The sequence below is a fragment of the Mesorhizobium sp. B2-6-4 genome (assembly GCF_006441495.1).
Classification (GTDB): Bacteria; Pseudomonadota; Alphaproteobacteria; order Rhizobiales; family Rhizobiaceae; genus Mesorhizobium.
This window is the reverse complement of record NZ_VFUE01000037.1, coordinates 1-20,828: the sequence shown is the minus strand read 5'-3', so window position 1 is coordinate 20,828 and position 20,828 is coordinate 1. Positions and strand designations below refer to the sequence as shown.

Genomic DNA, 20,828 nt, shown 5'->3' with positions numbered 1-20,828 from the left:
GTTTCCTCCAAAACGCCGTTCTGCGACGGCAGTTGGTGTAACTTACTCAACATTAGCTCGATTGCAAGCCACAACTGACGGTATTCGATCACGGTTGACGGAACTCACTCTTATCTGCGATATCAACCCGTCGAATGCCCGACCACCGCATTCGACGGTTGGCGGATTGTTGGAGGAGATGCGTGATGGCGACCCAGGCGGATGCGCAGGAATTGGCGGCGCTGCGGGCGCTTTCGGCCGCCATCGGACAGGATCCGCATCTGACCCAGGCCGCCGGCGGCAACAACTCGCTGAAAGCCGGAGACACGCTGTGGATCAAGGCTTCCGGGACCTGGCTGAAAGACGCGCTCGCCGATGACATCATGGTGCCGGTGGCGATGGCGCCATTGCTCGAGGCGGTTGAACGACGCGATCCCGCCGCCGACCAGCCTCAGGCCTTCGCCATCGGCGCGCTCAACCCGCGCGGGCTGCGTCCCTCGATCGAGACCACGGTGCATGCCTTGATGCCGCAGCGCGTGGTCCTGCATGTCCACTGCGTCGACACCATTTCGCTTGCGGTGCAGGCCGATTGCGAGGTCCTGGCCGCGTGCCGGCTCGCAGGCATCCAATGGGCCTATGTTCCCTACCGCCGGCCGGGCCTGCCGCTGGCCCAGGGCATCTCCGAAAGGCTGCGGCCGGGCGTCGATGTCCTGATCCTGGGCAATCACGGCCTCGTCGTCGCGGCCGAGACCGTCACCGGGGCCGAGGCGCTGTTGCGCCGCGTGACCGGGCTTCTGGCAAGGGCGCCGCGCGACGCGGCCGCGCCCGACATCGCGGCACTGACCGCGCTTGCCGCAAATTCCGGCTACCGCTTGCCCGTCGACACCGAGGCGCACGCGGTCGCCATCGATCCCGACAGCCGCCGCATGGCATCGGGCGGCAGCCTCTATCCCGACCATGTCATCTTCCTCGGCAAGGGTTCGGTGGTGGCTGCGCCCGGCGAGGACGTCGCCGCTGTCGTCAGGCGTCGCGGCGCCCAGCCCCTGTCGATCCTGTTTCCGGGGCTCGGCGTCCTGATGCGCGCCAATGCCAGCGCCGGCGCCGACGCCATGCAGCGTTGCCTTGCCGACGTGACGGCGCGGGTCGATGTCACGGCGACGTTGAATTACCTTACCGAGGCGGAGAACGACGAACTCGTCAACTGGGACGCCGAGCAGTACCGCCAGAAACTGAACGCCTCCGGTGGCTGACATGTCGCCCGTCGCCGGCTCGCCTCTCTCGGATCGTCTCGTCATCGGCGTCGATATCGGCACCTCGGGCGCCCGCGCCGTAGCCATGCGTCCGGACTTTTCAATTGCCGGCCAAGCCGCCGTCCGCCTCGACGCATTTGGCCAGGATCCACGCAGTCCGGCGGCCTGGTGGCAAGCGGTCCGGGCAGCGCTGGCGGAGTTGATTGCGGGCATCGACCGGATCACGGTCCGCGCCATCGCCGTGGATGGCACCTCGGGCACGTTGCTGCCGGTCGACGGTGCCGGACGGCCGCTCGCCGAACCGCTGATGTACAATGACAAGGTCGCCGGCGACGATATACTGGCCGCGATCGCGCGCGAGGCGCCGGCGGGCAGCGCCGCGCACGGTGCGACCTCAGGCCTCGCCAAGGCGCTTCACTTCCAGCATCTGCCGGGCGTGGCGGCGGTGCTGCATCAGGCGGACTGGATCGCCGGACAGTTCTCGGGCCGCTTCAACGTCAGCGACGAGAACAACGCCTTGAAAACCGGCTACGATGTCGAGGCCCGCCGTTGGCCGGACTGGATCGCGGCGACCGGAATGCGCATGGATTTGCTGCCTGACGTCGTCGAGCCGGGCGACGTGACCGGCACGCTCACCGCGGCCATGGCGGATCTGTTCGGCTTGGCCCGCGACGTGACCGTCGTTGCCGGCACGACCGATGGCTGCGCCTCTTTCCTGGCGACGGGTGCCGCGGGGGTCGGCGACGGGGTCACGGCGCTTGGCTCCTCGCTTACCATCAAGATCCTGTCCGACCGGCCGATTTCGGCGCCGCGATACGGCATCTACAGCCACCGGCTAGGCAATGGCTGGCTGGCCGGCGGGGCCTCGAATTCCGGCGGCAAGGTGCTGGCGCAGCATTTCCCGCTCGCGCGCATCATCGAGCTCAGTGCCATGATCGACCCGGCGACCGAGACCGGCCTCGACTATTATCCGCTCGCCACATCGGGCGAACGCTTCCCCATCGCCGATCCGGCGCTCCCCCCGCGCCTCGTCCCGCGCCCGGTGGATGATGCCGACTATCTCAAGGCGATGTTCGAAGGCATGGCCGCGATCGAAGCGCTCGGCTATCGCCGGCTTGGCGAGCTCGGCGCGCCGGCGCTGACTTCGGTGCGCAGCGTCGGCGGCGGCGCGGCAAATCCTGCGTGGAGCGCGATCCGGCAGCGTAAGCTCGGCGTTGCGTTCTTGCCGGCTTTGTCGGACGAGGCCGCTGCCGGAACGGCGCGGCTGGCGTTGAAGGGTGCGAACGAGGCGGGGCTGCTATGAACCGGAAACTGGCTGAACGCCTCGACGGCATCGGACCGCTGGCGGAGCGCTACCAGGTCTTCCTGGTCGACCAGTTCGGCGTGCTGCATGACGGCTCGGCCCCCTATCCCGGCGCGGTGGCGGCCTTGGCGGCACTGAAGCGCGCCGGAAAGACCGTGGTGCTGGTCTCCAACTCCGGCAGGCGCGCCAAGCCCAACGAGGACCGTTTGCTGAGGCTCGGCTTCGAGGCCGGAAGCTGGGATCATTTCGTTTCCTCCGGCGAGGTGGCGTGGCGATCCTTCCACGAAATGGCGGGGACCGGAGCGTTGCGGCCCGGCACGAACTGCCTGTTGATCAGCCGCGATAATGACCGCACAGCGATCGAGGGCCTGCCTTTTGTGTTGACCGGAGCCGGCGATACCGCCAACCTGGTACTGATCGCGGCCAGCGAGGGCGACCGCTACGACCTGGACCATTATCGCCGCCTGCTGGCGCCGGCGGCGGCGCGAAAGGTGCCATGCATCTGCACCAATCCCGACAAGATCATGCTGACGGCGGTCGGGCCTCGCTTCGGCGCCGGCGAGATCGCCGATCTCTACGAGAGCCTGGGCGGCAGCGTCACCCGCATCGGCAAGCCCGGCCCGGCGATCTTCGATGCCGCACTGGCGCTGGCCGGCGAGCCCGACCGCGCCAGCGTGGTCTGCGTCGGCGACAGTGTCGAGCATGACATAGCGGGCGGAAACGGCTCCGGCATCGCCACGGCGCTGGTCCTGAGCGGGATATTGGCGGACACTTCGGATCTTGTCGCTGTTTTCGACGAGGAGCAGGCCTGGCCGGACTACGTCACGGGGTCCTTCAGCTTCCGTTGACCGCCTCGAGCATGCGCCTTGCGCTCTCTTCGTCGGTGATCAGGATGGTCGGCGCGATCAGGTTCATGGCGCCGAGCAGCGCCGCTGTCTTCTCTTCGCCGCCGGACGTGAGAATGCGGATCGGCGCCTTGCGCAGCCGATCGACCTCCACCGACATCACATGGCTGTTGACGGGGTGGTCGACGAGATCGCCATTGCGGTCGAAGAAATGGAACAGAAGGTCGCCAACGGCGCCACGCGCAACCAAGGCCTCGCGGTCCGCCTCCTTAAGAAAGCCGCCGCGAGAGAACGTAGTGGCCGAAGCGATGCCGCCGACGCTCAGCAGAACGGCATCGAGCACGTTGGCCATCTCAAAAACCTCCTGCAGTCCGCAACGCTCGACCAGCGCGATCTTGGTCTCGACGCTGTCGACGACGGCCGGCGTCGGGATCAGATAGCCGTCGCCCTGGAAGATTTGGGCGAAGCGCCAGGCGAACTCGGCCGGGTTGTAGCGGCGCACGACGCCCACACCGCCTAGCAGCGAAATGACCTTGAAGTCGGTGAGCGATTTGGCGCTGATGAAGGGCAGACTCGAGAACAGCGTCTGACCCCAGCCGACGCCGACGCGCATGCCGGATTTCATCGTGTCGGACAGGAAAATCCCGGTCTTCGCACTGATCGCGGGGATCGGATCGGCATTGGGCGCGGTCAGCGGCGCCACCAGCGCCTGCTTCAGGCCGAACGTGCGCTCCAGCGCGCGCTCCAGCCGCACGATCTCTGACAACTCGCTTTCGATGGTGATTTTCACCTCGTTGCGCGAGCGCGCCTCCGCCAGCATGCGAACGATGGTGACGCGGCCGACGCCGAGCACGTCGGCGATCTCGTTCTGCGTCATCTGCTCGACGAAATACATCCAGGCGGCGCGGATCCTGAGGCGGTCCGTGCGGCTCTCGTTGACGACCTGTTCGGGCGCCTCGGTCACTCCGCTTTCGCTATCGCCCTGCCGTCGCCTGCCCAACTGTCTGTCTCCCCGCTCGGCGATGTAGGAGTCCCTCGCCGATTCTCCACGCTGGTTTAATATCGCCTATTGATCTACCAATCGATAGGAACAATGTAGGGTCAGCGGCCGGCTCTCGGCGGTCGAGGCCGGTAGACGTTTTCGAGGCGATTCGCGATGCTCAGACAAATCTCCAGGGATGTCCGCGTCAATTTGAAGGACCGGCTGCGCGACGTCCGCGACATCATTCGCCAGAGCCGCCACGACAGCGACAGCGATGCCAATCTCGTGCGGGAAGCAACCAGCCATTTGCCGCCGTTCCCGGGCAAAGGCATCGAAGGCCTGCTCGGCCATGCCGCCAGTGCCGTCGACGAAGCCTTGTCGATCGCCGAATCCTTTGTCCCGCATGACCGCCCGACGAAGATCGACGGAACGACCGTGAAAGGCCTTGGCATCTATTTCCCGGCCGGCAACGAGGAACGCCGGTCCAGCGCCGAGCGCGTCTTCCGGCGCGACATGTACTATCTGACCAGGACCGTGCTCGCCGCCCTGAAGATCGACAATGCCCGGATCCACGAGGCGGATTTCGCCGCCGTCCACGCCGCCATGCAAAAACGCCACGCCGGTCTGCTGGCCGCGATACCCGCCAGACCCGGCCCCGCCGCGCTGCCGGCCGTCGCCGCTGCCTGTGCGGCGCTGCTGGTCGAGTGCCTCAACCACCGTCCTGTCCGCTTTGTCGAAGCCGAACCGGATGCAATCGGCGACCGGGCGCTCGACATAGCTTGCTTGGCCCCCGTCGTCCTGGCCTGCGGCCTGGCCACAACGGCCAGCGACGGTGCGCCGGAGCCCGACATGCTGGAGACCGCTGTTCTGGCGGCCGGCATCCGTCACGACCGCATCGTCAAGGCCTGTGCCAAGGCGAGCCCGGTCGATGAATTGACACCTGTCTTCGCCACCTTGCTTGCCCATCTGCCGTAGCTGCCGGTTCCGGTCGGGACTATCGCCCGGCCGCCATGGACGTGATGGTCTTCTTGGCGCGCTGGATCGAGGCCGGGCTCATCGAGAGCTCGGTCAGCCCCATCTCGAGAAAGGCCGGGATGAGATCCGGGCGGCCGGCCGCCTCGCCGCACATGCCCACCATGATGCCGGCGGCCACGCCGGCCTTTGCGGTCAACTCGATCGCCGACATGACGGCCGGGTTGGCGACATCATTGAGCTTGGCCACGGTCGGGTTGAGCCGGTCGGCGGCCATGATGTACTGGGTCAGGTCGTTGGTGCCGATCGAGAAGAACGACACTTCTTTCGCCAGCGCCGGCGCGATCAGAACGGCGGCCGGCGTTTCGATCATCACGCCGAGATCGAACGCCGCATGCGGCACGCCTTGCGCCTTCAGTTCCGCCGCGCATTCGGCAACCAGGACCCGCGTCTGCCGCACCTCCGATATGTCGGAGACCATCGGCAACATCACCTTGATGTTGCCGTGCACGGCTGCCCTGAGCAGCGCCCGTAGCTGGCGCTTGAAGATGTCGGGCCGGTCGAGGCACATGCGGATGCCGCGCCAGCCGAGGAAGGGATTTTCCTCGTCGGGAAATTCGATGCCGGCGATCGGCTTGTCGCCGCCTATGTCGAGCGTGCGCACGATGACGGGATAGGGCGCGAATGCCTTGGCCAGCGCCGCATAGGTCTCGGCCTGCATGTCCTCGGAGGGCAGATGCATATGGCGCATGAACAGAAGCTCGGTGCGGAACAGGCCGACGCCCATGGCGCCGGCTTCCTGCGCTGCCTCGATTTCCTCCAGCGAGCCGATATTGGCGGCGACCTCGATGATCCTGCCGTCCGCGAGTTTGGGCGTCACGGTCTTGAAGACGGCCAGTCCGGCGCGCTCCTTGGCCGCCGCCTGGACGCGGGCGGCGAAGTCCGCGCGGGTCGCCGCATCGGGGTCGACGATCACCTGCCCGCCATTGCCGTCCACGGCCACTTCGCGCGCGCTGCGCAGGGCATTGATCTGGTCGCCAAGGCCCAGCACTGCCGGAATGCCGTGCGAACGGGCGATGATGGCAATATGCGAGGTGGCCCCGCCATGGCCGCATACCACCCCGCCGATGCGCTTCAGCGGCGCCCGCGCCAGGTCCCAGGCGCCGATATCGTCGGCGATCAGGATGGCGCCTTCGGGGATATTTTCGAGGCTGGCGTCATCCTGGCCGAGCAACGCCAGACAGATCTGTCGTCCGACCGCATGCACGTCGTCGGCGCGCGCGTTGAGATAGTGATCGTCGACCGCGCTGAAATCGGCGGCAACGGTGGAGGCGGCGGTGATGACGGCCGAAACCGCATCGTTTCCGCTTTTGATCGCCTCCTCGGCCTCGCCGGTCAGGCTGTCGTCGGCGGCGATGTCCCGCAGCGCCGCGATGATGCCGCGATCTCCGGCGGACAGGGTGTCCTGCGCCAGCGCCTTGTCCATGCGCGCCTGAACGGCGGCGACGGCGGCGCGGAACCTGTCGATCTCGCCGGCGATCTCCTCCGCCCGCAGCATGCGGCCCTGTCCAGCGATGTCAGGTGGAAAATGCGCGAAGGCAGGCCCGATGGCGACGCCCTCGCTCGCCGCGACGCCGCGCAAACCGGCCACGCCTGAAACAGCCGGTACGGGTTCGGACGTCGGCACAGTTTCCTCGCCCGTGTTGGCGGCCGATTGCGGATCGTCATCGTCGAGACCTGCCTTCGGGTTCTCGAGATAGCCGATCAGCGCCTCGATCGCTTCGATGGCGTCCGCGCCATTCGCCCGCACGGTGACTTCCTGGTTTTCCTTCACCGCCAGCAGCATCAGCTTGACCGAGCTCTTGGCGCTGACCGCCTTGCCGTCCTTGACCAGCTCGACATCGGATTCGAAACCCTTGGCAAGCTTGACGAAGCGCGTGGCGGGACGTGCGTGCAAACCTTCATGCACTCTGACGATGGTCGAGCGTTCCATGGCAAATACTCTGTTGTGGCGCCGCGCCGACATGGGTCGCGGCGCGAATGCTTCAGGCGGCGATGGTGATGATCGCGTCTGTCTTCAGGGCGGCCACGAGCGCTTGAGTGTCGACCTGCGAAGCGCAGATCTCGCCCGGCCGCTCGGCCTCGGTGGCGCCATTGAACGAGATGACGACATGCCCCATCTCGAGCACCTTGCTCCAGGCGCTGGAGCCGACCGCCGTGATTGTCGCGGAAACAGGTCCAAGGGTGATCGACGCGCCCTTCTGCGGCGCGCCTTCGCTGGGCCCGAGTTCCGTCTTGTGGAGCACGGAAACCTCGGCAAGCTCCGGCGGCGAGCCATCCGCGAACAGGATGAGCACGCCCCCTTCGGCAAGGTCCGCCACCTCAGGCCCGATGGAAGTGACCCGTGTTCTCAGCAGAACCGTCATATGGCGAACCTCATTTCCTTACTTTCCTCGAGGGGGTCACGGACGCCCGTGAACCCCTCTATCTCCGTGCTTTGGCGCAATTCCCAAGGGAAAGCGCTACGCGCCTTTTTCCGGGAAAGCCGTTTCAGGCTTTCCCGGAATTTGCTTAGAACACGATCAGGCTGACGACCCAGGCGATCAGCACCGAGACCGGGCCCATGATCTGGCGGCTGATGAGAACCGCCGGGACGCCGATTTCGATCGTCTTGGGCTTGGCTTCACCGAGCGCCAGGCCGACCGGGACAAAGTCGCAGCCCACCTGGGTGTTGTAGGCAAACAGCGCCGGCAGCGCCATCGCCGGCGAAATCGTGCCGTTGGCGATCTGCGGACCGATGATGGCGACGCCGATGACCTGCGCGATGACCGCGCCCGGTCCCAGGATGGGGGACAGGAACGGCAGGCCGCAGATGGCCGAGATGATCAGCAGGCCGACGATGTTGTTGGCGAGCGGTCCCATCGGCTGGGCAAGCACGTCGCCGATGCCGGTGTACAGGATCAGGCCGATGAGCATGGTCACGAAGGCCATGAACGGCAGCACGTTGCGCACCACCTGGTCGATCGTACGGCGGCCGGCATTGAAGAAGATGCCGACCACGCGGCCCATGACGCGGCCGATCGAGCTGATCAGGCCGATCAGCCCGCCTTCGCTCGGTAGCGGCTGTGGTGCCGCGGCCGCGGTGTTGTTGCCTGGACTCATCGATGCTGCTCCCCCCGCAGTGGTGACCGCCTCGGATCCGTCCGCCATTGTGACATTGGCCGGCTTCACGCCCGAAACGTAGATGTCCTCGGTGATGAACTGGGCGAGCGGCCCAGCCTGGCCGACCGGCGTCAGGTTGACGGTCGGGATGCGCTTGCGCGGATAGACGCCGCAGCGTGCGGTGCCGCCGCAGTCGACGACGACGACCGCCATCTCGCTTTCGATCGGCGGCGCCTTGAAGCCGTCGACGGCCGTAGCGCCGGTCATGTCGGCGATGAGCTGTGCCACGGGATGGATGCCGCCTCCGGTGACGGAGACGATCTTATCGCGCTGTGCGGTCGGCTCGATGACGAGCGGGCCGCCCCAGCCTGTGGAGCCCCGGGAGATCCTTACGGCTTTGTATGTCTTGGCCATGATGTCCTCCCCGCCCTTACAGCTCGATGCCCTGGCGGCGTGCCATGATGGCGGTGATGCGCTCGGTCAGCATGCCCTTGAGCAGGATGACGACGAGGCCGACGATGGCGTACCAGATCGCCACCTTGACGTGATAGCCTCCGGCGACGACACCCCGCTTCTCGAGGTCGAGCAAGGCGACCAGCATGCCGCCCCAGACGAAGTATTCGCCGGGGTTGATATGCGGGAACAGGCCGAGCGGCGGATGCACGTAGGAGACAGCCGCGTCATAGAAGGCGGGCTTGTGCTTTTCTTCCAGGAACGATCCGAAGGTGTAAGCCATCGGGTTGGTGAGGAAGAACACCGCCAGCAGAGGCAGCAGCGTATAGCGGGTCAGCGCGATCCTGCCGGCGCCGCGTGCCAGGCCGTGGACGCGCTCCTCGCCGACCAGTTCGGTGACGGCGTAGAAGGCGGTCATCAGCACCACCAGTGTCGGGATGATGCCGGTAACGAAGCCGGCGAACACTTCGCCGCCTTTCTGGAAGATGCCGATGAAGTATTTGCCGATTGCGGTCAGCCAGCCGAGTTGCTCTTCCTGCTGCACGTTTTTCAGCTGTTCCTTCAGCTGATCGGCGGTGACAGGCGCGCTGTCGGTCTGCGCCTGCGCCAACACCACGAGATGATCGGTGGCATGCTCGACGCCGAGCCTGCCGTGCCAGGCAGCATCCGAGACCATGGTGCCTGCAACATGCAGGTTATGCACGGCCATGTCGGCATGCTGCGCCAATAACGAAAATACAGACATTTCTCCTCCTTATGCCGCCCGCCGGTTGATCCCGGCCGGTGCGCGGCGTCCTCTAGGCCCTTGCTACGTTCAAGCCGGACAAGCCCGGCTTCTTCCCCGGCTCCGACCGTGCTTTGTCGATCTGTTCGATCGCCCGTTTCACGGCCTCGGCCACACCGGGTTCCCCCTCCCCCATGATCGCAGGGTTGGACCGGAGTTGATCGAGGGGAACACCCTCGAATTGTTGATGTCGTTTGAATTTGGTGAACACCGAGCGCCCGCTCATGACCATCATGCGGCGCACGATGAGGTCCGGCGTCACCACGACGAGCGCGATGGTGCCCTTGGCCAGCCGGCCGCGAAAATTGCCGGCCCCGACGAAGCCATCCTTGTACTGGTCGGTGACGCCCCGGAAGACATCCGAATAGTGCCGCATCTGCAGCCAGACGCCGAGCGACTGCAGCGCCCACACGATAACCAGAAGAAGCAGTCCCCACTGCCAAATCGCCATTCGGTTCTCCTCCCGAAGCCTTCATTGAACCGCATCTTGGACGGATGCGCGACAACAGCAAAGTGAGAACATTTGTTTCCGAGAATGTCAATATGTATGATATTGACCTCGGTCACGGTCATCCACAGGGCCGTCGGCCGATTTCGGCGACGGCACGGTTGTGCTAGCCTGTCGTCAAACGGGATATGTGAAATGGAACTGCCCTTCAGGGATGAACTGGCCCTTATGCCCGACCTTCGCCATCGGTTGCGACAATTGCGCTGGTTCCGCGCGACGTTTCGCGGCAGCGCCAAGGTGGTGTCCGACACATTCGGCGTGCGTTTTGAAATCGACGAAGCCAGGCTCACAAGGGCTTTTCTCGACTGGGTCGAGATCATGGAGGCGCAGAAGCGTTTCGCCGCGATCGACCGCGCCGACTTCATCGTCTTTGCCGCCGGCCTCGTGCTGCGCGAACTGATACGGCAGGCGCCGGCCAGGGAAGTCTCCGGCCTCAGCCATCTCGTCGAGACCGAGCAGAATGCCGGCACGCTGGAAATCGTCCGCTTCTGGCCTGAGGGGTTCCTCTACACCAATTATTGCGTTTCGGTGATTTCGGCGATCTACGAGCAGGAATTCGGCTCAGCGCCCAGCATCGACAAATGCGCCGACGACCTGCGCACATGGTGGTCCTATCGCGAGAACGTGACCGAGATGCCGGCCTATGCCGTGGCTTTCCTCGACCGCTTCCTTGGCGCCGAACCGAACTGGATCACGCCGGATCGCGCGCAATCGCGGCAGGCCATGCAAAGGGCGCTTGGGTCGGCCCGGGCCAGCGATGCGCTACGCCAGCTTTGACAGATTTTGGCGCCCGACCACCACGCTATTGAACATTTGACTTTTTGCCGGTAGCAAAGTGCAAAACTCCGGGGAGAAGCGCGTGGCGCGATCAAGGCCTATCATTTTCGATTGCGACGGCGTTCTCGTCGACAGCGAACCGCTGGCCGCGAGGGCCTATGAGCGCGTCTATGAAAAGCACGGCATGCCGGGCGTGCACGGCGGCATCATCGCTCAGTGCATCGGCATGAAACAGTCCGACATCATCGTCAAAATCAGGGAATTGACCGGCCATCAGTTTCCGGCGGCGGCGGATGGCGACATCTGGACCGAGACCAGGATCCTGTTTTCGCAGGAACTGAAGCCGACACCAGGAATCGCCGCGTTTCTGGAGGCGCTTGAGGGCGACCGCTGCGTTGCCTCGTCGTCCTCCGTCGAGCGCATAAACCACAGCCTGGCAGTGACGGCGCTGGCACGGTTCTTCGGCGACGCAATTTACAGCTCCTCGATGGTTAAGAACGGCAAGCCCGCGCCGGACATTTTCCTGTTCGCCGCGGCAAAGAGGGGCGCCAATCCGGCGGACTGCATCGTCATCGAGGATTCGCCCTTCGGTATCCAGGGCGCGGTTGCCGCCGGCATGACGGCGATCGGCTACACCGGCGGCGGCCACACCTATCCCGAGCATGGCGCGCGACTGAAGGCGGCCGGCGCCGATTTCGTCTGCACCGACTGGCAAGAGATCAGCCGGCAATTGTCCGGGCTCGGTGTCCCCGCCTAAGAGCTTGTTCTAGCGAGTGGGTAGTCCAAGCCGAACCCATTCGTCGGGCGGGATTACAGATCCGACACGTAGGCCGAACGACAAAACCCTGGTCACATCGCTGTCGACCTCGCAGCGGAAGCCCAGATGGTACCACGTGCCCGTTGCGCGGAAAGCGACATCCGGGGCGTTGAGAATATTGCCGGCCTTCAGCGGCACGCTTGGGATCAAGTCGGGGAAATAAGAGGCGTCCAGCAATTGCTGCTGCAATGCGCTGGCGCAAAGTTTGGCACCACGCTGGGCGCGCGGCACGCCGCCCATCGAGGTCGTGGCCAGCGCATCGCCGGTAGCGTCTTGCGAATAGAGCTTGCGAACGCCCGGAAGCCCGGAATAGCGACGCGACGCGGCACTGGCGACATCAGGGGAAGCTGGGTCTCCCGCGCTCCCCTTGGGGGACTTCGAGACCTTTGAAGAGCCGGGCTTCGGCGCATTTGCGGGTTTGGGCGTCGGCTTTTCAGCCGATATGGGAAGCTCGACCTCAGTGTCGCCGTCATCGGCGGCCAACGGCGGTGCCGCGGCCGTTTGCTTGTCGGCGTCGGGGGTTTCCGCCTCCTCAGCATCCTTCAGGGACTCGGCATCCTTCGCGGCGGTTGCCGGCTTCTCGCCGGCCTCGGGCAACTCTGCCGGCTTTTCGGTGGCCGCCGGCGCGCCAGACTTGGTCTCCGCAGGCTCAGGCGTCACGGGCGGCTTGGACGTCTCCTCCTTGGCAGGCGCTGGCGAACTGTCTTGAGCGCTGGCTCCGTCCAGGGATTTCCTGGGGCCGGCGTCCTTGTCGCCGAACTGAAAGACAGGTCTCAAGGTCTCGATCGGCGGCGTCTTGCGCGACTGCTTTTCGGGCGGTTCTTCAGGCTTCGTTTCCGGCGGCTTCTCGGCTTTGGGCTCCTTTGGCGGTGCGGGAGCAGGTTTCGGTTTTGGCTGATCGGGCGGAGGCACGAGCGCGACATTTACCGGCTGGTCCTGCTGCGGCTCTTGGCCTGGCCTCGGCAGGTTGTAGAACACCAGCGCTGCGAGGAGCGTATGCAGGATCAGCGATGCGGGCAGCGCCCACAACAGATCCCGACGCCGCTCTCGTGCCTCGTCCTTCATGCTGACCGATGTGGAATGAAATAGCGGCGGCTTCAAGCATAGGCTTTGGATTGATGCAATTTAACCGCTGCACAGCTCGGTGATCTGGATGATCCGCGCCGCCGCGCCGCCCGTCGAGGCGTTGGCACGGCTGGTCGAGCGACCGTACCGTCCTGAATATTCGCAACGACCCTGTTCTGTGACGAGTGACTAGCCTTGCCGCTGGTGCTGGATCTCGTCCAGAAACTGTCCGTCCAGCGGCGTTTCGCCAAACCAGTTCAGCCGGTTGATGCTGACGAAGCCGGCATCGATCGCCTCGTTCTCGTCGCCCGGCTCACTTGCGTGAGCGCGCCCGCGCGGGACTGTGATGACGGTGCGATCGCCGTCGCTCTCCAGGATTTCAGCCTTGCGGCCGATCTTGTCGCGGCCGATGCGCGGCTGCCGGATCCCGGCCGGCAGCGAAGCCGGCAGGTTGATACTGAGCCAATGGCCATCCGCCGCCCACTCTTCACGCGACCGCCAGAGCGAGGCGATCAACGCGCCGAGCCACTCGTCGTCGACACCGCTGAAGTCCGGATTCTTCACCCGGGAAAAGCCGATCGCCGGAATACCCCAGAATGTCGCCTCGCGCGCAATGCCCAGCGTCCCGGAATAGGCAAGGTCCTCGGCGACGTTGCGCCCGTCATTGACGCCCGCCAGAACCAGGTCGGGCTTTTGGCCATCCGCGAACAGCCAGGCCATCGCACTCACCACGCAGTCGGCCGGAGTACCGGAACACGAATACCAGCCGGGCTTGACGCGCCGCATGATCAACGGCCGCGCGATCGTCAGCGATGCGCCCGCGGCGGTGCGCTTGCCGTCGGGTGCCACCACCCACAAATCGTCGCTCAGGCTGCCGGCCGCCTTGACCAGCCGGGCAAGGCCCGGCGCCTCGATGCCATCATCGTTGCAGATCAGGAGTCTCATGTCTCTTTTCCTCGGCGCACCGTGATGTTCTGGCCGGTGCGGCATTGCGGGCGCAGCGACGGAATATGGGCTTTCAGATCGTCAAGGAGTTCGCTCGCGCAGGAATGACCGAGCGCCTCCGGGCGCCCTGCCTTCTCCCAGATATCGACATTGCCCGACAGCGTTGGGTGGGTGGGCATGCGCACCCAGTCCGCCCGGCCGGCCTTGTGCAGCAGATCGCCGGGGGAGCCGGAGGGCAGATGCCCGGTCAGCAACACCGGAAAGCCGGCCCGGTCGGCGCGCGGCAGCAGGCGGGACGAAGGCCCGGCCTCGCCCATGCCGTCATCGGCCAGCAAGGGCAGCGAGGGCAGCGGGTCGGCGTCGGTCCAGTCTGCGGCACTACCCAGCCGCAAGCGCAGCATCTCGGATACGCCAGGCAGCAGCGCTGAAGTGGCGGCGATCTGCGCTTCGAGCGAAGCACGCATGCCGGCGTGGATGGCGAAGGGTCCCGGCAAGGCCGCGATCAATTCCAGCGACCGCCCCGACAGCGGCGTCGGCAGAAGGCATCCGTTCGAATGGCGCGCCACCCAGCCCGAAATGGCCTCGGCGCGCGCCGCACCCGGCACGGGATCGGCGCCATAGGACGCGTCGAGAACGAGAAGATCGCATTCGGGGATCGCGTCCATCACGAAGACATTGCTGTCCGGCACCACGTCGGCCGAATAGACGACGCGGCTCTTGCCATCGTCGACGGCAAACCAGACGCCGCCGACGACATGTCCCGACCTCCCCGTCCTGACCGTGAGATTGCCGCTCTTCAGCAAATCGCCGGGTTCGAAAATCTCGATGCGATCTTCCGGAAAGGGAAATCGCTTGAGATCCCCGGGATCGGCATAGCCGGCGAGCGTGGCCGGAGCCTCGGCGCGGGTTTCGGCCGTCATGAAAATCGGACCGGCATAGCCGCGCGACAAAAGCCAGCTCAGAGCACCGACGTGATCCTCGTGCGCATGCGAGACAAACAACGCGTCGATGTCGGCGATCGACCCGTCAAGTGCCGGATAGTACTCCGCCCCTGTGGCCCCGACCTTGATGCCGATATCGAGCAGGATGCGATCGTTTCCGCTGCGGACGGCAACGCTGGTGCGGCCCTTTTCGCCGAAGCCGCCGGCCAGGTCCAGCATCATCACGACGCCGCCTCCGCCGGGATCAGCCAGCCAGACTTGATGCGCAGGCGCGCCTGGGCTCCGCTCTCCAGCACGACCGGGTCGGGCTGCTCGAAATGCAAGGTAAGATCAGGTCCTGCGGAAGGCGTAAATTCGATGCGCGCCGAGCCACCCTGGTAGATCACCCGCTTGACGAGGCCGTCGAAGCCGGGGCCGTCCGGCGAAACGTCGAGATCGGCCGACCGGCAGCAGATCCTTGCGCCGGCGCGCGGCCGCTCGCCTGCCCGGCAGCGGACGACCAGCTCTGTTCCGAGAACCCGGACTTTGCAATGACCGGCCTCCTCCGCGCTCAGCACGTCGGCCGGAAGCAGAATCCCCTGCGAAATGAAGGAGGCCACCATTTCATTCGCCGGCTCATGATAGAGCTCGCGCGGCGTCGCGAGCTGGACCAGGCGACCGTGATCCATCACCGCGATGCGATCGGCCAGCGCCATGGCCTCGGCCTGATCGTGGGTGATGTAGACGATGGTCGTGCCGGTGCGCTTGTGAAAGGCGGCGAACTCGTCCTCCATCGAGGCCCTGAGATGCACGTCGAGATTGGCGAGTGGCTCGTCGAACAATACCAGCGAGGGCGCGGCGACCAGGCAGCGCGCCAGGGCCACGCGCTGGCGCTGGCCGCCGGAGAGGTTGGCCGGCCTACGGTCTCCTAACCCCTGTAGATTGACCAGGGCCAGCGCGTCGGCAACCTTCTGGCGGGCGACCGCCTTGTCCAGCTTTGCAACCTTGAGCGAATAGCCGATGTTCTCGGCGACCGTCATGTGCGGCCACAATGCGTAGTTCTGGAAGACGATGCCGACCCGCCGCTTCTCTGGTGGAACGCTGCCGCCTGCACCCGACACGACCTCGCTGCCGATGCGGATTTCGCCCGACGTCACCTTCTCGAAGCCGGCGACAAGCCGCAGCAACGTCGTCTTGCCGCAGCCGGAAGGCCCGAGCACGGCAAGGAATTCGCCATCGCCGACATCGATCGAAACGTCCTTGACCGCATCGAACTCGGCGAAGCTCTTGGTCACATGGTCCAGGGTCAATCGCGCCATGGCAGAACTCCACTCGGAAGATGAGGGGCAAGCAGGTTGGTCACCAGCATCAGCACGAAGGTGACCGCGACCGTGATGACGGACATCGCCGCCGCGTAGTTGGAATCGCCGCCCTGTTCGAACGAGAACATCACCACGCCGATTGTCTCGGAACCCGACGACCACAGCAGCGCCGAGACCGTGAGCTCGCTGAGCGCCGTCATGAAGATCAGCAGGCCGCCGGCGATCGCCGCCGGCGCCACCAAAGGAAAGACGATGGTGCGCATGCGCGTGAACAGGCCGGCGCCCGCCACTTGGGCAGCCTCCTCCAGCGTCCGGTCGATCTGGTGATAGCCGCTGATCGTCGGCCGCAAGGCCAGCACCAGGAAGCGGGCGAGATAGGCGTAGAGGATGATCCAGACCGTGTTGTAAAGCTGTATGCCGGTCAGTGGGATCGGCCGCAGGAACAGCAGCAGCGATGCGATCGCCAGCACCACGCCGGGCAAGGCATAGGGCAGTTCGACCGAAAGATTGAGCAGCCGCACCCAGCGCTGCTTGCCCCAGGCAATGAGATAGCCGATCGACACGGCGACGAGGACCGCGAAGAACGCGGCGGCGATAGACAGCCAGAAGCTGTTGAAGAAGGCGCGGCTGGCGGCAGCGTGCTCGAACAGCACGAAACGGTAATTGTCGAGCGTCGCCGTCTTGGCGCTGAGCGCGATGCCGTAGCCGGGAACCAGCGACGTCAGCACCAGCCCGAACAGCGGCAGGAACAACACCAGCACGACCAGCAGCCACATGCCGGCCTGGACGACCGGACGCCAGCGGCCAAGCTCGTAGGGCTCGGCGGGCAGCGAGGTGGAGCTGATGCGGTAGTCGCGGCGCCGGCTCATGACCTCCTGGGCGATAATACCGGCCATGGCGATGATGCCGATCAGCACCGACAGGAACGCCGTCTCGCCGAGCACGGCCGGCCCGCCGCCGGCCAGTTTTTGATAGATCAAGGTCGGCAGCACGAGATAATTGGCGGGAATGCCGAGAAAGGCGGGAATGCCGAAATTGCCGACGCAGGACACGAAGGCCAGTGCCGCTGCCGCCATGATCGACGGTGTCATCAGGGGTAGCACGATGGTGACGAGCACGGTGAACCAGCTCGCGCCGCCGGCTCGCGCCGCCTCGACCAGTTCGCGCGGCAGCTTGCGCAGGCCAGCGCGCACCAGCAGGAACACCAGCGGGCCATACTGCACGCCGAGCAGCAGGATGATGCCCGACGTGGAATAGAGCGGGTTCTTGGTGCCCAGCGGCGGTGCGGCGCCGAACAGCTTGAGGAACGGGCTGGCCGGTCCGAACAGTTGCAGCCAGGCAAGCGCCGTGACCTGCGGCGCGATCATCAGCGGCATGACGTAGCAGAGCACCAGCGCGCTTCGGCCGCGTATGTCGGTCAGCGTGATGAGCACCGCCACCAGCGTTCCCGACAGCACGGCAAGCACCGTGCCGCCTATGCCGACGACAAGCGTGTGCCAGGTGGCGATCCAGGTCGCCGGGCTTCTCAGTCCAGCCTCCAGGGCCATCGTCGACACCGTGCCGCCGGGTGCCACGATTTCCTTGATCAGGCGCAGCATCGGCAGCAGGGAGAGCAGCACGATGACGACGGCTACCGCCGCCGTCAGGACCATTTCCTGGCCCCGGCTTTCCCTGATCGTTGATGGCATCGTTGCTTTCCTGAAATTCGACCAGCGCGCAGTGGGGATGCCGCCGAAGCGGCATCCCGGCCGGATCGCCGAGCCTTGTCAGCCGCCGAACAGTTCCGAGAACTTCGCCTTGTCGGCGTCGGTCTTGGCGACGATTGCCTTGGTGTCGAACGACATTACCTTGACCTTGACGCCTTCCGGCAGCCATTCGGGCCGGCCGACCGAGGCCCGTGCCGGCAGGTAGCCCATCGAAAGCGCCAGCTTCTGGCCTTCGTCCGAAAGAATGAAGTCGACGAACTTCTTGGCGCCGTCGACATTCTTGGCCGTCTTCATGATCGCGACCGGTTCGGTCACGGCCGGAACGCCTTCCGAGGGGAACACGAATTCCACCGGCGAGCCCTTCTTCTTGGCGTTCATCGCCATGAAGTCGACGAGGATGCCATAGGGCTTCTCGCCTGATGCCACGGACTTCAGCACCGCGCCATTGCCGCGCACGCTGACGGTGTTGTTGGCCTTCAGCTTCTGGAAGAAATCCCAGCCGTAATCGGCATCGCTGGCGAAACCCGAAAGCAGGTAGGCGGCGGCACCTGAATAGAGCGGGCTCGGCATGACGAGACCATCGGCATAGGCCGGCTTGGCGAGATCGGCCCAATGCTCGGGTTTTTGCGCAGCCGCGGTGTTGTAGACGATGCCGGTGGTGATCAGCTTGCTGCCGAAATAGGTCTTGTCGGCGTCGTAAGCATCCGGCTCGATGCCGTCGAGCTTTGCCTCGGGATAAGGCAGCAGCCGGCCATCCTTCTTCAGCAACTCCATCGAGACCGCATCGGCGATCAACAGCACGTCGGCCTGCGGGCTGCCGGCGGCGAATTCGGCCGCCATCTTTGTGAGGATGTCGCTGGTACCGGAACGATAGATTGCCACGTCGATGCCGGGCTGCGCCTTCTTGAAGGCCTCCACGGTCTTGGCCGCATCGGCTTCCGGCTGGGATGTGTAGAGCGTCAACGTTTCGGCACTTGCCATGCCGGCAAACAAAGTTGCCGCGAGCGCCAGCTGGCTGCCCAGCAGCTTGATGAATAGCGTCTTCATAAGACCTCCTGTCCTGTCTGTGCACGACTGGTCCGGCCCCGGCCGGTTCCCTGTCTCTTCCTCCCTGCACGGCGCATATGACTGGTGGATGACACAGCGCGTGAGATATACAGAATATGTTCATATGTTCGATGTCAATTACAAATGAACAAAACTGTGCAACAATCGACACGCCGGACATCCGGTGCCAGTTGACACGCGGCCGGCCTTTCTCCGAAGAGGCGATGCGGGGCCCAGGCCAAGGCTCATGAGGACGAAAAGCGATGCCCGTGGAAAAACCGAGACCGGCCCGCTCCGGATTGCCGATGGTGTCGTCGGATCTCAACGTCAAGACGGCGTGGCTCTATTATGTGGAGGGCTTCACGCAGGAGCAGATCGCCGAGAAGCTCGATGTCTCCAGGGTTAAGGTCATGCGCACGCTGGCCGCGTGCACGGCCGAGGGCATCGTCGTCACCATGATCAACGCGCCGACCGCCGAACAGGTGGCGCTCGAACGTGCACTCGAGAAGCGCTGGGGCCTCGATGCCGCCGTCGTCATCCCGACGCCTTCGGCGCAAGACCACCTGGAGAAGGCGATCGGCCACGCCGTGGCGGCCTATCTCGGCGAGCAGATGCAGGACGGCATGACGCTGGCAATCGGCGGCGGCGCGACCCTGCATGCAAGTTTGGGCTTTCTCGCCCGCCGGCAGCTGAAGCACGCCTCGGTCGTGGCGCTCGTCGGCAGCCTGCCGCATTCGCAATGGATCAATCCGTCGATCGTCGCCGCCAAGGTCGCCGATGTCTTCGAGGTCGACAGCTACCAGATCACTGCGCCGGTGACGGTCGACAACCCCTCGCTGCGTGACCTGCTCTGGGCGCAGCCGGCGCTGCAGGACGTGCGGCAGCGCGCTGCCGCCGCCGATATCGCGCTGCTTACCGTCGGCGACATGTCGCCGGACGCGACCATCTTCCGCCACGGCATCGTGCCGTCGTCGCTCATCGCGTCGCTGAAAGCGAAGGGCGCGGTCGCCAACATGCTGTGCTATTTCGTCGATGCCTCAGGCAGGCTGGTCGACCACGAAGTCAACGGCCGCGTCATGGCCATCGACCTCGATGTCGTCGGCCAGGTGCCGAATGTCGTGCTGGCCGCCGGCGGAAAACGCAAGGTGGCCGCGATCCTCGCCGCGCTGAAGGCCGTCAGCACCAATGTGCTGATCACCGACAGCGATACGGCGACGGCGCTGCTGGCAAAGGCTGGCTGACGCTGCTTCCAGTGCCGCTTAGATCAGGCCGCGTTCGCGCAAGAAATCCTCGACGCCGACATGGGTCATGGATTCGAATTCGGCGATCGCCTCGGCCACCCGCCTGCGCTGGGCCGCCAGCAGCGTGAACACCTGCTTCATCTCGCCGGAAACGCCGAAGCGGCCCCAGCGCTCCGCGATATGCGCAGGCAAGCCGATATCGGCGCAGAACGCATCCAGGCTCTCATAGCCGAGACTGGCGACGAGTTGCTTGGTTTCGTCCCCCGACATACGCGGCTCGAAAGCGTGATCGTGCAGGCGCTGCGCCACCAGCTTGATGTCGGACGGAGACGCGCCCATCACCTTGCCGAACAGGGTCTTGACGTCGGATGGATCGAATGCGGGCATGCGGACCTCCCTTGATCACAGTCCACCTGAAACATGGGCGAAGGGTTCGCGCCTGACAAGTCGATTCTGTGGTGAGCCGGCGCATCATTCGACGCCTCCTCACGTCAACGTGACCTACACCAGCATGCCCATCGGGTTCTCGATCAGCTTCTTGAAGGCGACCAGCAGTTCGGCGCCCAGCGCTCCGTCCACGGCGCGATGGTCGGTCGACAGCGTCACCGACATCACCGTGGCGATTTTGATCTCGCCGTTCTTGACCACCGCCCGCTCCTCGCCGGCGCCCACTGCCAGGATCGTCGCATGCGGCGGGTTGATGACGGCGGCGAAATCCTTGATGCCGAACATGCCAAGGTTCGACACCGC

General features: G+C 65.1%; 21 protein-coding genes. 7 read left to right on the top strand and 14 right to left on the bottom strand.

The features are described from left to right. The first annotated feature begins 185 nt into the window (after positions 1–185). From FJ426_RS30470 to FJ426_RS30460, 3 genes are read left to right on the top strand one after another with little or no spacing between them, the layout of a single operon-like run. The gene (locus FJ426_RS30470) at positions 186–1,229 is read left to right on the top strand and encodes a class II aldolase/adducin family protein (protein ID WP_140666480.1); all 1,044 of its coding nucleotides are present in this window, start codon (positions 186–188) and stop codon (positions 1,227–1,229) included. A gap of 1 nt (position 1,230) precedes the next feature. Beyond that, positions 1,231–2,532 carry an FGGY-family carbohydrate kinase gene (locus FJ426_RS30465; RefSeq protein ID WP_140825689.1) on the top strand — a complete coding sequence of 434 codons (1,302 nt, stop codon included), beginning with the start codon at positions 1,231–1,233 and terminating at the stop codon, positions 2,530–2,532. After that, positions 2,529–3,380, top strand: a complete 852-nt coding sequence (locus FJ426_RS30460; RefSeq protein ID WP_140825688.1) for a TIGR01459 family HAD-type hydrolase — start codon at positions 2,529–2,531, stop codon at positions 3,378–3,380. Before FJ426_RS30465 ends, FJ426_RS30460 begins: the two co-directional genes overlap by 4 nt. Here the strand turns inward: FJ426_RS30460 and FJ426_RS30455 are convergent. After that, positions 3,367–4,377 carry a sugar-binding transcriptional regulator gene (locus FJ426_RS30455; protein ID WP_140561617.1) on the bottom strand — a complete coding sequence of 337 codons (1,011 nt, stop codon included), beginning with the start codon at positions 4,375–4,377 and terminating at the stop codon, positions 3,367–3,369. The two genes, FJ426_RS30460 and FJ426_RS30455, sit on opposite strands and share 14 nt — an antisense overlap. Positions 4,378–4,533: 156 nt before the next feature. Between FJ426_RS30455 and FJ426_RS30450 the strand changes: the two genes are divergently transcribed. Then, entirely contained in the window at positions 4,534–5,334 is an 801-nt protein-coding gene (locus tag FJ426_RS30450; protein ID WP_140825687.1) for a hypothetical protein, read from the top strand. A gap of 19 nt (positions 5,335–5,353) precedes the next feature. On the opposite strand, the gene ptsP is transcribed toward FJ426_RS30450, so the two are convergent. From ptsP to FJ426_RS30425, 5 genes are all read right to left on the bottom strand, one after another. Further along, complete coding sequence (ptsP, locus tag FJ426_RS30445; RefSeq protein ID WP_140825686.1) at positions 5,354–7,324, bottom strand: phosphoenolpyruvate--protein phosphotransferase; 1,971 nt, start codon at positions 7,322–7,324, stop codon at positions 5,354–5,356. Positions 7,325–7,376: 52 nt separating this feature from the next. Further along, positions 7,377–7,757, bottom strand: a complete 381-nt coding sequence (locus tag FJ426_RS30440; protein ID WP_140501604.1) for a PTS glucitol/sorbitol transporter subunit IIA — start codon at positions 7,755–7,757, stop codon at positions 7,377–7,379. 145 nt (positions 7,758–7,902) lie between these two features. Continuing rightward, positions 7,903–8,907, bottom strand: a complete 1,005-nt coding sequence (locus FJ426_RS30435; protein ID WP_140558471.1) for a PTS glucitol/sorbitol transporter subunit IIB — start codon at positions 8,905–8,907, stop codon at positions 7,903–7,905. A 16-nt stretch (positions 8,908–8,923) separates the two neighbouring features. Beyond that, positions 8,924–9,691 carry a PTS glucitol/sorbitol transporter subunit IIC gene (locus tag FJ426_RS30430; protein ID WP_140501608.1) on the bottom strand — a complete coding sequence of 256 codons (768 nt, stop codon included), beginning with the start codon at positions 9,689–9,691 and terminating at the stop codon, positions 8,924–8,926. Between the two features lie 52 nt (positions 9,692–9,743). Further along, positions 9,744–10,181: a transcriptional regulator GutM gene (locus FJ426_RS30425; RefSeq protein WP_140501610.1), complete on the bottom strand. Its 438-nt coding sequence runs from the start codon at positions 10,179–10,181 to the stop codon at positions 9,744–9,746. A 192-nt stretch (positions 10,182–10,373) separates the two neighbouring features. Here FJ426_RS30425 and FJ426_RS30420 point away from each other — a divergent pair, with 192 nt between their 5' ends. Then, the gene (locus FJ426_RS30420) at positions 10,374–11,015 is read left to right on the top strand and encodes a hypothetical protein (protein WP_140517923.1); all 642 of its coding nucleotides are present in this window, start codon (positions 10,374–10,376) and stop codon (positions 11,013–11,015) included. Between the two features lie 82 nt (positions 11,016–11,097). Continuing rightward, positions 11,098–11,772 (top strand): HAD family phosphatase, encoded by a 675-nt coding sequence (locus FJ426_RS30415; protein ID WP_140525806.1) that lies wholly within the window; start codon positions 11,098–11,100, stop codon positions 11,770–11,772. 9 nt (positions 11,773–11,781) lie between these two features. Here the strand turns inward: FJ426_RS30415 and FJ426_RS30410 are convergent, their stop codons facing one another. The 6 genes from FJ426_RS30410 to FJ426_RS30385 form a co-directional block, all read right to left on the bottom strand. Then, positions 11,782–12,933 carry a DUF930 domain-containing protein gene (locus FJ426_RS30410; RefSeq protein ID WP_348642472.1) on the bottom strand — a complete coding sequence of 384 codons (1,152 nt, stop codon included), beginning with the start codon at positions 12,931–12,933 and terminating at the stop codon, positions 11,782–11,784. 153 nt (positions 12,934–13,086) lie between these two features. Beyond that, positions 13,087–13,842, bottom strand: coding sequence for a 5'/3'-nucleotidase SurE (locus tag FJ426_RS30405; RefSeq protein WP_140525805.1), 756 nt, complete (start codon positions 13,840–13,842; stop codon positions 13,087–13,089). Further along, a complete protein-coding gene (locus FJ426_RS30400) occupies positions 13,839–15,005 on the bottom strand; it encodes an MBL fold metallo-hydrolase (protein ID WP_140561629.1) in 1,167 nt (388 codons plus the stop codon). The genes FJ426_RS30405 and FJ426_RS30400 overlap by 4 nt, the downstream gene beginning before the upstream one ends. Further along, positions 15,005–16,081, bottom strand: coding sequence for an ABC transporter ATP-binding protein (locus tag FJ426_RS30395; RefSeq protein ID WP_140554298.1), 1,077 nt, complete (start codon positions 16,079–16,081; stop codon positions 15,005–15,007). The genes FJ426_RS30400 and FJ426_RS30395 overlap by 1 nt, the downstream gene beginning before the upstream one ends. Continuing rightward, complete coding sequence (locus tag FJ426_RS30390; RefSeq protein ID WP_140825685.1) at positions 16,069–17,772, bottom strand: iron ABC transporter permease; 1,704 nt, start codon at positions 17,770–17,772, stop codon at positions 16,069–16,071. Before FJ426_RS30390 ends, FJ426_RS30395 begins: the two co-directional genes overlap by 13 nt. A 78-nt stretch (positions 17,773–17,850) precedes the next feature. Next, positions 17,851–18,837, bottom strand: coding sequence for an ABC transporter substrate-binding protein (locus FJ426_RS30385; protein ID WP_140525497.1), 987 nt, complete (start codon positions 18,835–18,837; stop codon positions 17,851–17,853). Between the two features lie 263 nt (positions 18,838–19,100). On the opposite strand from FJ426_RS30385, the gene FJ426_RS30380 reads away from it, so the two are divergent. Beyond that, positions 19,101–20,078 carry a sugar-binding transcriptional regulator gene (locus tag FJ426_RS30380; protein WP_140500629.1) on the top strand — a complete coding sequence of 326 codons (978 nt, stop codon included), beginning with the start codon at positions 19,101–19,103 and terminating at the stop codon, positions 20,076–20,078. Between the two features lie 18 nt (positions 20,079–20,096). On the opposite strand, the gene FJ426_RS30375 is transcribed toward FJ426_RS30380, so the two are convergent. Both FJ426_RS30375 and FJ426_RS30370 read right to left on the bottom strand, forming a co-directional pair. Beyond that, a complete protein-coding gene (locus tag FJ426_RS30375; RefSeq protein ID WP_140561611.1) occupies positions 20,097–20,465 on the bottom strand; it encodes a hypothetical protein in 369 nt (122 codons plus the stop codon). Positions 20,466–20,579: 114 nt separating this feature from the next. Next, the coding region (locus FJ426_RS30370; RefSeq protein WP_181171996.1) for a 2-oxo acid dehydrogenase subunit E2 at positions 20,580–20,828 on the bottom strand (249 nt) is incomplete at its 5' end.